This is a genomic window from Mesorhizobium sp. WSM4989 (assembly GCF_029625795.1).
GTDB lineage: Bacteria > Pseudomonadota > Alphaproteobacteria > Rhizobiales > Rhizobiaceae > Mesorhizobium.
Genome location: NZ_JARTVN010000002.1, coordinates 1,024,260 through 1,037,787, shown reverse-complemented (window position 1 = coordinate 1,037,787; position 13,528 = coordinate 1,024,260). Strand labels below are relative to the sequence as shown.

The window sequence follows — 13,528 nt, the reverse complement described above, 5'->3', positions numbered from 1 at the left end:
TTTTGATGCGTGTCGGCCGCCCAAAACCGCTGCGCATTTTTGAGTGACATGCATGAATGCCTTGCCGTTCTCGATTTCTGGTCCAGATGTCGGATTTCTGTCGCCGAGATCGTCCTACGATGGATCGGAACCGCGATCGCTGCCTGAACCGGTGAGGAGACCGACCATGCCGAATGCCGCAAAACCCTTCTTCTGGTACGAACTGATGACCACCGACCTCGACGCCGCCGAGGCTTTCTATACTGCTGTCGTCGGCTGGCGGGCCGAGCCCTTCGACAAGGCGTCGGGCATGCCGCGCTATATCGTGGTGAATTCCAGCCTGCGCGGCGTCGGCGGATTGATGACGATGCCGGAGGATGCCGCCAAGATGGGCATGCCGCCGGCCTGGCTCGGTTACATCTACACCAAGGACGTCGATGCCTCGACGAAGGCGCTCAAGGACGCTGGCGGTGCCGTTCATCGCGCGCCGGATGATATTCCCGGCGTCGGTCGCTTCGCCGTCGTCGCCGACCCGCAGGGCGCGACCTTCATGTTCCTGCAGCCCAACCAGCCCGAGCAGCCGCCGGTACCCGCTACCACGCCCGGCCATGTTGGCTGGCACGAGCTCTACACCTCGGACTGGAAAGCCGCTTTCGACTTCTATTCCAGCCAGTTCGGCTGGGAGAGCGCCGGTCAGTTCGACATGGGCGAGATGGGCATCTACCAGACCTTCGGCGCCGGCCCCGAATCCGGCGGCGGCATGATGAACAAGCCGCCGCAGATCCCGGTCCCAGTCTGGCAGTTCTATTTCAACGTCGACGCGATCGACGCCGCCGCCAAGCGTGTCACCGACAATGGCGGCAAGGTATTGATGGGGCCGATGGAGGTGCCGAGCACGCAGTGGATCGTCCAATGCCAGGACCCGCAGGGCGCGCATTTCGCGCTGCTGGCGCCTGGGCGGTAGAAACTGCCGCCCCCTTGTGGGGCAGATGTCCGGTCCATCCTCCGCAGCCGCGGCGCAGCTGCGCGGAGGTCGGGCCGGGCAGAGGGGAGCGCTGGCCCGGCGCCGGCGTCGCCCTCTTGGGCATCACTCCGGCGTCAGCACCGCCACTTTGAGATCGGCCTTCTTGGCGCCGCTGAGCTGCACGGTGGCCGGACCGGCGGACAGCTTGAAGCGCACGCTCTTGCGAATGCCCGGGCAGGTCTTTGCGCGGCTGAAGCCCGCCGACTTCACGGCGCGGCCGTCTTGGACGACATCGATCCAGACCTCATCGGACAGGCTGAACTGGAGCTCGCCTTCAGCCGGTACGGTCACGCTTGCCATCGCGCCGAACGTGCCGGCTGCCGGTGCACGTCCAGGCGGAACTTCGAAGCCGATCGTGTCGACCGCTGCAAGTGAGAAATCCGCCGCTTGCCCGACTGTCAGGGCCGCGCCGGACTGGGCGGCGGACGCTGACGGAAACAGGGCCTGCTCGCGTGTCACCGGCCATCTGAAGGCATCACAACCAGCATCGGCAGCTATGGCGAAGCTCGTGCCTGCAAGGAATGCGAAGAGGCTGATGGCGAATTTTTTCATGGCGATGGATTCCCGGATGATTTGGTGTATCCGCGCATTAATACAACTTATGAGAGACAATTGCAACCACGGCGAGAATAAGCCGGAAGAGGTGAACTCATGCCCACTCACCGATTGTTGATGGCAGGGCATGGGAAGTGAATGGTCCGCTTCCGGGCGATAATTTATGGCGGGTCCGGAAGGGCAAGATGGAGTTTAGATGAAGCTTTTTGAAGGTCTCTCCCGCTATCAGCCGCAGGCGCTGGGCGTGCTTCGCATCATGACGGCGCTGCAGTTCACCGAGCACGGCACCCAGAAGCTGTTCAATTTCCCCGCCGGCGCCCATGCCGGGGCGCTGACGGGGCTCGCGCTGACGTCCGCAATCCTTGAATTCGCCGGCGGCATCCTGCTGGCGCTGGGGCTGTTGACCCGACCCGTGGCGTTCCTGCTCTGCGGCGAAATGGCCATCGCCTATTTCATGGCGCATTTCCCGCGCGACTTCTTCCCCGTTAACAATGGCGGCGACGCTGCGATCTCGTTCTGCTTCATTTTCCTCTATCTGGTCTTTGCCGGTCCCGGCGCTTTCACGCTCGACAACCGCCGCGGCGCCTGATGCCCTGTGCGGACGCGCGCCTGTTTTTCAGGCGCGCATCCGCTCGAAATTGGCATCGAACAGCGGCGTTGCCTGAATGCGCGCGGCGTGGCGCTTGCCGAGGATCTCGATCTCGAAGCCGTCGGGCCTGTCGGCGATCTCCTTCGGCACGTAGCCCATGGCGATGGACTTTTTTGCATTGTGCGCATAGCCGCCGGACGTCACCCAGCCGCGCACGACGCCGTCGTGCCAGATCGCCTCGTCGCCGATGACATCGGCATCAGTGGCCTCAACGATGAAGGCGCGCAGCCGGAGCTTGCCGCCTTGCTTGCGCTCGGCAATGGCGGCTTCCTTGCCAATGAAGTCGGCCTCCTTGCCGTAGGCGACGAAACGGTCGAGCCCGGCCTCGACCGGTCCGTAGATCGGCCGGTATTCGCGCGCCCATGAGCCGTAGTTCTTTTCGAGCCTGAGCGCATTGAGCGCGCGCGACCCGAACATGCCGATGCCGAATTCCTCGCCGGCCGTGATCAGCGCCTGGTAGGCGGCGCGCTGATACTCCGGCGGCATCCAGATCTCGTAGCCGAGATCGCCGGTGTAGCTGACGCGGCCGACAAGACACCGCGCCATGCCGATATCGATCGTGGCGACGGCCATGAATGGGAACGCCGGGTTTGAGACGTCGGCGCGGGTGACTTTGGCCAGCACCGCCCTCGCCTTCGGCCCGGCGATGGCTAAGCCGGTGAGCTTCTGCCCCAGCGATTTTATCTGCACCGAGTCGTCCTTCGGCAGATGCGCCTCGAACCAGCGCATATGGTACTGCTCGGCGACGCCGGAGCCGGCGACGAACCAGTCGCCCTCGCCGACATTGGCGAGCGTGAAATCGCCGATCAGCTTGCCGTCTTCCTTCAGCATCGGCGCCAGCGTCATGCGGCCGGGCTTGGGCATCCTGCAGGCAAGCAGACGGTCGAGCCAGGCTGCCGCCCCCTCGCCCGTCACCTTGTACTTGGCAAAGCTCGAGATCTCCGAGAGGCCGACGCCGTTGCGGACGGCGGCCACTTCGCTGCCGACATGGTCGAAATCGGTCGACCGCCGCCACGAGAACTCGTCCTTGACGCCTTCGGGCGCATACCAGAGCGGCACTTCCAGCCCAAAGGCGACGCCCCATTGCGCGCCCTTGGCCGACAATGTGTCGTAAAGGGGCGTTGTCTTCAGCGGCCGTCCGGCCGGCAGTTCCTCGTTCGGGAAGCGGATCGAGAAGCGGCGCGAGTAATTCTCGCGCACCTTGGCGTTGGTGTAGGTCATCGTCGCCCAGTCGCCGTAGCGCGCCACGTCCATCGCCCAGATATCGGCGCCGGGATCACCCTCGATCATCCAGTTTGAGAGCGCCAGGCCAACACCGCCGCCTTGAGAAAAACCCGCCATGACGCCGCAGGCGACCCAGAAGCCCGGCAGACCGCGCACCGGACCGACCAGCGGATTGCCATCCGGCGCAAAGGTGAAGGGGCCATTGATGATCTGCTTGATCCCGGTTTTCTGAAAGGCCGGGAAGTGACGGAAGCCGACTTCGAGCGAGGGCGCGATACGGTCGATATCTGGCTCCAACAGCTCGTGGCCGAAATTCCAGGGTGTGGAGAATTCGGACCAGACCTTGTTGGCTTTCTCGTAGGTGCCCATGAGCATGCCGCCGCGCTCCTGGCGCAGATAGATCTCGCCGTCGAAGTCGACCGCATGGATGATTTCCGCGCCGGTCTTCTTGTTCCAGTCGGCGACCTCCGGCATGTCCTCGGTGATCAGATACATGTGCTCCATGGCGAGCACCGGCAGTTCGAGCCCGACCATGCGGCCGACCTCGCGCGCCCAAAGCCCGCCGGCGTTGACGACCTGCTCGGTGATCACATCGCCCCTGTTGGTGATGACGCGCCACAGCCCGTCGGGCCGGCGCACGATGTCCTCGACCTTGGTGAAGCGCTCCACTTCCGCGCCCAGCTTCCGCGCCGCCTTGGCGTAAGCGTGGGTGACGCCGGAGGGATCGAGATGGCCGTCCTCCTTGTTGCGCACGGCGCCGACGAATTGCTTCGGATCGATGAGCGGCATCAACTCGGCCGCTTCCTTCGCCGAGATCACCTCGAGGTCGATGCCGAGATAGCGGCCCTTGGAGACGACGCCGCGCAGCCAGTCGAGCCGCGCCTCGGTTGCTGCCAAAAGCACGCCGCCGGTCAGATGCACCCCCGTCGCCTGGCCGGAAAGCTCCTCGATCTCCTTGTAGAGGGAGATCGTGTATTTCTGCAGCTTGGCGACGTTGGGATCGCCGTTGATGGTGTGCATGCCGCCGGCCGCATGCCAGGTCGAGCCCGAGGTCAGCTCGTCGCGCTCCAGAAGCACCACGTCCGTCCAGCCGTGGCGGGCAAGATGGAACAGCACGGAACATCCTACGACACCTCCGCCGATGACCACGCCCTTTGCATGCGACTTCATGGGTTCTTCTCGTTACTTCGGGGAATTGGATGATTGAGTGGATTCAGGATGAGAGGCATGTCTCTCCTCAAACGTCGGCGCTGTCCCTCACCCTTAACCTCTCCCCGTGAAAAACGGGGAGAGGGCCAGCGCTGTAGCGCTTCCCTTCTCCCCGTCCTTCACGGGGAGAAGGTGCCGGAAGGCGGATGAGGGGCGGCGCCAGCGTTCCAAAACCGTCACGGCTCGCCCTGCCCGATCGCTTCCTTGCGGCGCGCCATATAGGCTTCAAGCGCCTCGCGCACGGCTGGGTCCATTGTCGGCTGAACGTACTCTCCCAGCGCCTTCTTCCAGAGCCGGGTCGCGCGCGCCGTCGTGTCAAGCGCGCCGGCCTCCTGCCAGGCCTCGTAGTTCTGCCAGTTGGAAAGCATCGGCTGATAGAAGGCGGTGGCATAGCGTTCAAGCGTATGCGGCTCGCCGAAGAAGTGGCCGCCGGTGGGCACGGCGCCCAATGCGTCGACCGCCAATTCGCCTTCGTCCACCACGATCGGTCGCAGGAATTCCATCATGTGCTGCATCATCTCGACATCGATGATGAGTTTTTCGAATGAGGCCGTCAGTCCGCCCTCCTGCCAGCCGGCGGCATGATAGACGAGATTGCCGTGGCCAAGCACGGCACCCCACAGCGCCATCAGCGTCTCATAGGCGCCTTGCGCATCGGCGGCATTGGACGCCGAGCCCGGCGTCGTGCGGTACGGCAGATTGTAGCGCCGCGCCAATTGCCCGGAGGCGATGTTGGCCTTGGTGTTCTCCGGCGTGCCGAAGGCCGGCGCGCCGGACTTCATGTCGACATTGGAAGTGAAGGCGCCATACATCACCGGCGCGCCGGGCCGCACCAACTGGGTCAGCACGATGCCGAACAGTGCCTCGGCATTTTGCTGCGCCAGCGCGCCGGCAAGCGTCACCGGGCTCATCGCGCCCATCAGCGTGAACGGCGTCACCGCCACCGACTGGCCGAACTCGGCCATGGTCATCAGCCCTTCGGCCATCATCTCGTCGAAGCGGCGCGGCGAGTTGACGGAAATGATGGTGGTGACGCCGGGATCCCGGCCGATCTGGTCGAGAGTCAAGCCACGCGCGATCGCCATCATCTCGATGCCGTCCAGCGCCCTGCCCCGGCCGATCGCCGAGACATGGAAGCATTTGTCGGTCAGCGTCAGATTGGCGAAGTAGGTGTCGAGGTGCCGCGAATTCGCCGGCAGCTCGATCGGCGCGCAGACCTGGTTCCCCAGCATATGGATGCAGTTGAAATGCTGCGCCAGCCGGACGAGATCGCAATAGTCGGCGAGATTGCCGGCGCGGCGGCCGCGCTCCATGTCGTGCACATTGGGCGGCCCGGCCACCAGCGTGAAGTTGATCGTGTTGCCGCCGAGATAAACGGCGTGAGCCGGGTTGCGTGGCGTAAGTGTGTAGCTGGCCTGTGTCGTCTTTAGCGCTTCGTCGACCATGCCCCGATCGAGGCGCACATTCATCGAGCTGTGATCGACCTTGGCGCCGGCGCGTTCAAACAGCGCGAGCGCTCGCGGGCTCATCACCTCGATGCCGAAACTTTCGAGAATATGCATCGAGGCCTGGTGAATGGACTCGATCTGGTCGGCCGAAAGCACCGCCATCGGCGGGTAAGGGTTGACCACACGCCGTGGCGGCAGCTGCGGAATGGGGGCGGGCCCGCGGTTGCTGGTCCGTTCGGCGCCGCGTTTTCGTCTTGGTTCGGTCATGCGTCTATCAGAGCGCCGACGTCAGGCGCGAGCTGTCAGGAATTCGCCATTTGCCGGCGTGATTTTAGCCAATGCGGCATTTTTTCACTCTGATGAAGACAAATGCGACGAGTGAAGTCGAAATATCGATAGAGCCCAGATCGAGGAGCCTCGGTCGGCGTTAAGGAAGCTCGAAAGATTCCTTTTATGATTTCGCCCTATTCGTCTTCCGATGCCTAGCTCGAGTTTTCGTAAAATTGTCGTTGTCTCTGTGCTGCTGGCGCTTTCGGCCTGCGCGACGGCGCCCAGCCACATCAACAATGTCTGCGCCGTCTTCGACCAGAATGACGGTTGGTTCGACAACTGGCAGTCCGCCGCCGAGCGCACCGAACAAAAATACGGCATTCCCGTTCCGGTGCTGATGGCGACGGTGCGCAAGGAATCCGGCTTCAAGAGCAACGCCCGGCCGCCGCGCACCAAGCTGCTCGGCTTCATTCCCTGGAAACATGTCTCCACCGCCGCGGGCTATTCGCAGGCGCTGGACGGCACCTGGTCGCAATATCAGATGGAGACCGGCAACTGGGCAGCGCGCCGCAGCCGTTTCGCCGATGCCATCGACTTCGTCGGCTGGTATCATTCCAAGACCGTCGACACTTTCGGCGTCGCCCGCAACGATACCTACAGTCTCTATCTCGCCTACTATCTCGGCTGGTCGGCCTACGGCCGCGGCAATCGCGGCGATGCCGGCGTGCAGAACTACGCGCACGCCACCGATCAGATGGCCCGCGACTACGCCGCCCAGTTGCGGCAATGTAGGAGCTGACCCCGGGACCGGGCGAAGTCTTAGTTCGGCTTCGGCCTCTTGCCCCTCGGGCGCTTGGGCGGGGTGCCGGCAAAGCCCGGCCCCGTGCCGTGCGGCGCGTCGTCCGGCACGCCTTCATGTGCCGCATGCTCCTTGTCGAACTTGATGACCGGCTCCATCTTCGCCAAGACATCGTCCGACAGCCAGCACAGGCTCATATGGCCGTTGCCGAGATTCTTCACCGGCGGCACCGTCGTCTCGCACAGATTGTCCGGCACCAGCTTCTTGTAGCCGCAGCGCGTCTGGAAGGGGCAGCCGGTCGGCGGGTTCATCGCCGATGGGATATCGCCTTCGAGCACGATGTGCTTCTTGACCACGCTGGTGTCGGCGATCGGGATCGCCGAGAGCAGCGCCTCGGTGTAGGGATGGTAGGGCGGCGAGAAGATCTGGTCCGTCGTGCCCTGCTCGACGATATAGCCGAGATACATGACGACGACACGGTCGGCGATGTAGCGCACCACGGACAGGTCGTGGCTGATGAACAGCATCGTCGTCTTGTTCTTGCGCTGGATGTCCATCAAGAGCTCGGTCACCGCCGCCTGCACCGAGACGTCGAGCGCCGAGACCGGCTCGTCGGCCACCACCACCTTGGCGTCGCCAGCGAAGGCGCGGGCCACGCCGATGCGCTGCTTCTGGCCGCCTGAGAGCTGGCGCGGCTTGCGGGTCTCGAAGGCCCGCGGCAGCTTCACCAGGTCGAGCAGCTCCAGCATGCGCTTGCGCCGCTCGGCGACGGTCTTGCCGACATTGAACTTCTCCAGCGTGCGGATGATCTGCGAGCCGACCGTGTGGCTGGGGTTCAGCGTGTCGAACGGGTTCTGGAAAACCATCTGGATCGACGACACCGTTTCGACATTGCGGCTCTCGATGCCGGTCGACTGGATCTCCTTGTTGCCCAGCGTCACGGTGCCCGAGCTTGCGGTCTCAAGCCCCAGAAGCACCTTGGCGAGCGTCGATTTCCCGCAGCCGGACTCGCCGACGATCGCGACCGTTTCGGACTCGCGCGCGGTGAACGAAATCGTCTCGTTGGCCTTGACGACGCGGCCTTCGCTGGAGCCGAACACCTCGCTGCCGCCGACCTTGTAGTACTTCTTGAGATTGTCGATCTTGAGCACCGGCGCGCCGGGCTCGACCTTTTCGTTGACCTTCTTGGCGCCGGGGGGCAGCGCTTCCCAGTCGATCTCGTTGAAACGCACGCAGCGCGAGAAATGGCCCTCATGCCCCTCGACGGCAACCATCGGAATTTCGGCGGCGTTGCAGACGCCCTCGACGAAATGGTGACAGCGGGGTCCGAAATTGCATCCCTTCGGCCGCTCATGCGGCAGCGGCAATTGGCCGGGAATGGAGATCAGCGGCCGCGAATTCTTGTCGGCGCCGGGCAGCGGAATCGAGCGGAACAGCCCTTGCGTATAGGGGTGGCGCATCCGGTCGAACACGTCCTCGATCTTGCCGGTCTCGACGGCCTCGCCGGAATACATCACCGTGATCTTGTCGCAGGTCTCGAGAATGAGGCCGAGATTGTGCGACACGAAGATCATCGAGGTGCCGAACTTCTGGCCCAGTCCCTTGACCAGTTCGACGATGCCGGCCTCGACGGTGACGTCGAGCGCCGTCGTCGGCTCGTCGAGGAGCAGCAGCGCCGGTTTCGACAGCAGCGCCATGGCGATGACGATGCGCTGCTGCTGGCCGCCCGAAAGCTGGTGGGGATAGGAGCGCATCATGCGCTCCGGATCGGGCAGCTTGACCGCGCGCACCATCTCCAGTGCACGGTTATGGGCCTCTTCCTTCGAGACCTTGTCGTGGATCAGCGGCACTTCCATCAATTGCTGGCCGACCTTCATCGCCGGATTGAGGCTCGCCATCGGCTCCTGATAGATCATGGCGATCTTGTTGCCACGGATGGCCCGAAGCTCCTCGTCGGACATCTCGCCCATGTCCCTGCCCTGGAACTTGATGCGGCCGCCGACGATCTTTCCGATGTTTGAGAGGTCGCGCATGATGCCGAGCGACACGGTCGACTTGCCGCAGCCGGATTCGCCGACGATGCCCATCGCCTCGCCGGGCATGACCGTGCAGGAAAAGTCCATCACCGCCGGGATCTCGCCCTTGCGGGTGAAGAAGGAGATCGAGAGGTTCTCGATCTCGATGATCGGCCCATTGGTCGTCTTGGCTGGATCTCGAACTGCCTCGTTCATGGGTCGCTCCAATCCTTGCTTCCTGGAAGATGGGGCCCGAAGCCCCGCCATCAATCCTTCATCGACTGTTCGCGCAGCGAATCCGCCAAAAGGTTCAGGCCCAGCACGAACGACATCAGCGCGATCGTCGGCGGCAGCGCCGGGTGGATGAAGGAGCGCAAGAGCCGGCTGGCATCCTTGATCGCCGTGCCCCAGTCGGGACTCTCGGGCGCCAGCCCCAGGCCGAAATAACCGAGCGTGCCGAGCAGGATCGTCGTATAGCCGATGCGCAGGCAGGCATCGACGATCAGCGGTCCGCGTGCATTGGGCAGGATTTCCCACAGCATGATGTACCAGGGCGATTCACCGCGCGTCTGCGCCGCCGCCACGTAGTCGCGCGTCTTGATATCCATGGTCAGCCCGCGCACGATGCGGAACACGCCGGGGCTGGAGGCGAACACCACCGCCACGAAGATGTTGAGCTGGTTGGGATCGATGTGGACGATCCTCAGCGGATCCTTGTCGAAGACGAGGCCCGCATAGATCCAGCCCCCGATGACGAGCGTCAGGCCGAGCAGGAGATAGAGCCGGTCCGGCCGGTTCTTGTAGCGGGTCCAGAACAGCACGCAGAAGAAGATGATCGGGAACAGGAAGAACAGCCCCGCCAGGGCGTACGGGATAGGCGTATCCATGATGCCTGGCGTCACCAGCAGGTAGAACAAAAGGATCACCGGGAAGGCCAGCACCAGATTGGCGAGGAAGGACAGCACCGTGTCGATCTTGCCGCCGTAGTAACCGGCCGGCAGGCCGAGCGTGATGCCGACCATCAGCGCAAAACCGGTCGCCGCCGGCGCGATGATCAGCACGATCTGGCTGCCATAGACCATGCGCGAGAACACGTCACGGGCGAGCTTGTCGCCGCCGAAATAGTAGACGAGCTTCGATGTCGGCTCGATCGCGCCGGGCAGCGTATCCTTCATGATCGACACCTGGGCCAGCGGATCGAAAGGCGAGATGGTCGAGGCGAAGATCGCCGTGAACAGCCAGAACAGGCAGATGCCGACGCCGGCAATGCCGACGCCGCTGTCAAAGAGCTGGCCGTAGAGCCCGAGCTTCTTCTTGTAGGTAAAGCTAACGCCCATCACCAGGACAAGCGCGACCCATACCGGCCAGAAGCGCCAAAGCACGCCGAGCACGACATCGAAGGCACCGATATATTCGATCTGCATCCGCCCTGCCCCCTATTGAACTCTGATGCGCGGATTGAGAAACGCGTAGCCGACATCCGAGATGAGTTGGGTGATCAGCACGATGAATACCGAGACCAGCGAGCAGCCGAGCAGAAGGTCGATGTCGTTGTTGCCGGCGGCCTCGACCAGCGTGTAGCCGAAACCCTGGTAGCGGAACATCACCTCGACGATGACGACGCCGGTGAGCAGCCACGGGAATTGCAGCATGATGACGGTGAAAGGCGCGATCAGCGCGTTGCGCAGCGCGTGCTTGATCACCACACTGCCGAAGGAGAGGCCCTTGAGGCGGGCCGTGCGGATATACTGCTGCGTCATCACCTCGACCATCGAGGCCCGTGTCATGCGCGCGATATAGCCGGTGCCGTAGATCGCCAGAGTGATCACCGGCAGGGTGAAATTGTAGAAGGTGATGCCCTGGCTGGCGGATGCCGCCGAGCCGTTCAGCCAGCCCAACCACGAGGCGAAGATGACGGTGAAGATGACGCCCGACACATATTCGGGCGTCGCCGTCGAGGCGATCGAGGCCACCGACAGGGTCCGGTCCGTTCGCGAGCCTTCGCGCATGCCGGCAAGGATGCCGATGAGCAGCGAGATCGGCACCATCACCGCCAGCACCCAGAACATCAATATGCCGGTGGCGCCGAGTGCCGGAAACAGCTTGGCCGCGACCGTCGTCTTGAACTTGGTCGAACAGCCGAAATCGCCCTGCAGCACGCCGGAGAATTTCGGCTCGACCGGATCGTTGCAGAAGGAGAAGCGCTGCGTCACCTTGCCGGTGGCAGGATCGGTGATCGGCTGCTTGGGCAGGACGCCCAGCCATTGGCCGTAGCGCGCAAAGAAGTTCTGCCGGTAGCCGTGATTGACCAGCCAGCTTTCGAGCTGTTCGGCCGACGTGTGCATCTCGGTCTGGCTGATCGCCAGCTTCTTCAAGTTGGGCTCGAGATTGACGAGAAAGAAGACGACCAGCGTCAGGCATAGCATCGTGAGCAGAATCGTGCCGATGCGTCTGGCAATGAATGAGAACATGCGCGCTCCCCTGCCGGCCGGGTTGGGGTCAGATAGGTTCAACCCTGTGTCGGATACCTTGTGAGGCTCCGCCACCGTTGCACAATACGCAACGGCGACGAAGCTGCAAATAAGAGGGGCTGACGCCCCTCATATTTATCGCAAAAGGATCACGCCTGTTCGAGCCAGACCTTGCCGAAGTCGTGCTCATAGGTCGGGTGCATCGAGTGGTTCTTCACCTCGGGCTTGATGTTGATGTAGAGCTTGCGCCAGTAGGGCTGGATGATGATTCCGGAATCCTGCAGGGTCTGCTCGATGTCCTTCATCACAACCTTGCGCTTCTCCGCATCGGCGATGCCGAGCGCCTCGTTGACCTTCTTGTCGAAGTCGGGATTGGCGTAGGCCGTCTCGTTCCACGCTTCGCCGGAGCGATAGGCGATGGAGATGACCTGGATGCCCAGCGGGCGCATGTTCCAGTTGGTTTGCGAGAACGGATACTTCGTCCAGTCGTTCCAGAAGGTCGAGCTCGGCAGCACGGTGCGCTTCACCTTGATGCCCGCTTCGCGCAGCTGGGCCGCGATCGCGTCCGTGGTGTTCTTGTGATAGTCTTCGTCGTTGCTGATCAGTTCGTGCTCGAAATCGATCACGCCGGCTTCCGTCAGCATCTGCTTGGCCTTGGCGATGTCGCGCTTGACCTCGGGCAGCTTGACATATTCCGGATGGATCGGCGCGACATGGTGGTTTTCAGCCGGGGTGCCGGCATTGCCGTAGCCGAGCTGCAGCACCGTGGCGTTGTCGACCGCAAGCAACATCGCCTGACGAACCTTCTGGTTGTCATACGGCTTGTGGGTGATGTTGAAGCGCGACACCACGGTGGCGGCCGTGACGACCTCCGAAACCGGCGCGCCGACATCAGCGATGATCTTGATGTAGTCGGCGGTCGTTTCGTGGTTGGTCTGGACTTCGCCGGATTCGAAAGCCGAAACCGTCGCCGCCGGATCGGTGCCGTAATCGATGAACTCGACACCATCGAGGAAAGCTTCGCCCTGCCACCACTTGCCGGTCTCGCGGCGCTTGTAGACCACCTTCTGGCCGACATCGTAGGAGACAAGCTCGAACGGGCCGGTGCCGATCGGGCAATTCTTGAAGTTGGCGCCCTTCTCATCGAAGGTCTTGTGCACGACCAGTGCCGGGTAATCGCACATGTTCGGGATGATCGCGATGTCGGGCTTGCTCAGCTTGAGCTTGACCGTCATGTCGTCGACCTTGACCACGGAGCCTTCGCGCAGCTTCTTGGTGCCGTCGTCGACCAGGCTGCCGAGACGGCCAGGCATCGAGTTGCCTTCCGCTGCCTTGTCGGCCCAGCGGGTGAAATTGTAGATCACGTCGTCGGCGGTGAACTTGTCGCCGTTATTCCATTCGACGCCTGGCCGCACATGCAGCGTGTATTCGGTGGCGTCGTCGTTGATATCCCAGCTTGCCAGCAGGTAAGGCGCGAAGGTGTACTCCTTCGTGTACTTCACCAGCGGCTCGAGCGCCTGGCGCTCGGCGTTCGCAATTTCCGACCAGTCGGCGGTGCGTGGATCCTTGGGATCCTTGATCGACATGGCGACCTTCAGCACGCCGCCCTTCTTGCCCTGCACGTCCTCGGCCTTGGCCGGCGTCGGCGCGGCGAGACCGAGCATGCCGTAAGCCATTGCCGTCGATGCACCGAAAACGCTGGCCAAAGCCAGGAATTCACGGCGGTCCACCGTGCCCGACTTGGCCGCTTCGGCCATCGCCACGATGTGGTCCGGAACGCGATCACCGTTACTTTTGTAGATTGCCATGACTGACTCCCATTGTTTGGCTTTCTGCCTTTTAACATTCCGCATCCAGACCGTGATGTCAAAAGCCGGTTTGGAAT

The 13,528-nt window shown here is 62.9% G+C and carries 10 protein-coding genes; 3 read left to right on the top strand and 7 right to left on the bottom strand.

Annotated elements, in window-relative coordinates; translation table 11 throughout:
• The first annotated feature begins 166 nt into the window (after positions 1 to 166).
• Positions 167 to 943, top strand: a complete 777-nt coding sequence (locus P9217_RS17680; RefSeq protein ID WP_278087377.1) for a VOC family protein — start codon at positions 167 to 169, stop codon at positions 941 to 943.
• A 123-nt stretch (positions 944 to 1,066) separates the two neighbouring features.
• Here P9217_RS17680 and P9217_RS17675 read toward each other — a convergent pair whose 3' ends face one another.
• Positions 1,067 to 1,687: a hypothetical protein gene (locus P9217_RS17675; RefSeq protein ID WP_336618903.1), complete on the bottom strand. Its 621-nt coding sequence runs from the start codon at positions 1,685 to 1,687 to the stop codon at positions 1,067 to 1,069.
• Between the two features lie 67 nt (positions 1,688 to 1,754).
• Between P9217_RS17675 and P9217_RS17670 the strand changes: the two genes are divergently transcribed.
• Complete coding sequence (locus tag P9217_RS17670) at positions 1,755 to 2,147, top strand: DoxX family protein (protein WP_278087376.1); 393 nt, start codon at positions 1,755 to 1,757, stop codon at positions 2,145 to 2,147.
• A gap of 27 nt (positions 2,148 to 2,174) precedes the next feature.
• Here P9217_RS17670 and P9217_RS17665 read toward each other — a convergent pair whose 3' ends face one another.
• Entirely contained in the window at positions 2,175 to 4,601 is a 2,427-nt protein-coding gene (locus P9217_RS17665; RefSeq protein ID WP_278087375.1) for an FAD-dependent oxidoreductase, read from the bottom strand.
• Between the two features lie 215 nt (positions 4,602 to 4,816).
• Positions 4,817 to 6,355 (bottom strand): trimethylamine methyltransferase family protein, encoded by a 1,539-nt coding sequence (locus P9217_RS17660; RefSeq protein WP_278087374.1) that lies wholly within the window; start codon positions 6,353 to 6,355, stop codon positions 4,817 to 4,819.
• A gap of 211 nt (positions 6,356 to 6,566) precedes the next feature.
• On the opposite strand from P9217_RS17660, the gene P9217_RS17655 reads away from it, so the two are divergent.
• Entirely contained in the window at positions 6,567 to 7,157 is a 591-nt protein-coding gene (locus P9217_RS17655; RefSeq protein ID WP_278087373.1) for a transglycosylase SLT domain-containing protein, read from the top strand.
• A gap of 20 nt (positions 7,158 to 7,177) precedes the next feature.
• Here P9217_RS17655 and P9217_RS17650 read toward each other — a convergent pair whose 3' ends face one another.
• From P9217_RS17650 to P9217_RS17635, 4 genes are all read right to left on the bottom strand, one after another.
• The gene (locus P9217_RS17650; protein ID WP_066990565.1) at positions 7,178 to 9,388 is read right to left on the bottom strand and encodes an ABC transporter ATP-binding protein; all 2,211 of its coding nucleotides are present in this window, start codon (positions 9,386 to 9,388) and stop codon (positions 7,178 to 7,180) included.
• 50 nt (positions 9,389 to 9,438) lie between these two features.
• Complete coding sequence (locus tag P9217_RS17645) at positions 9,439 to 10,596, bottom strand: ABC transporter permease (RefSeq protein WP_278087372.1); 1,158 nt, start codon at positions 10,594 to 10,596, stop codon at positions 9,439 to 9,441.
• 12 nt (positions 10,597 to 10,608) lie between these two features.
• On the bottom strand, positions 10,609 to 11,643 hold the full coding sequence (locus P9217_RS17640) for an ABC transporter permease (RefSeq protein WP_067328931.1): 1,035 nt from the start codon (positions 11,641 to 11,643) through the stop codon (positions 10,609 to 10,611).
• 149 nt (positions 11,644 to 11,792) lie between these two features.
• Positions 11,793 to 13,451 (bottom strand): ABC transporter substrate-binding protein, encoded by a 1,659-nt coding sequence (locus tag P9217_RS17635; protein ID WP_278087371.1) that lies wholly within the window; start codon positions 13,449 to 13,451, stop codon positions 11,793 to 11,795.
• Positions 13,452 to 13,528 lie beyond the last annotated feature (77 nt).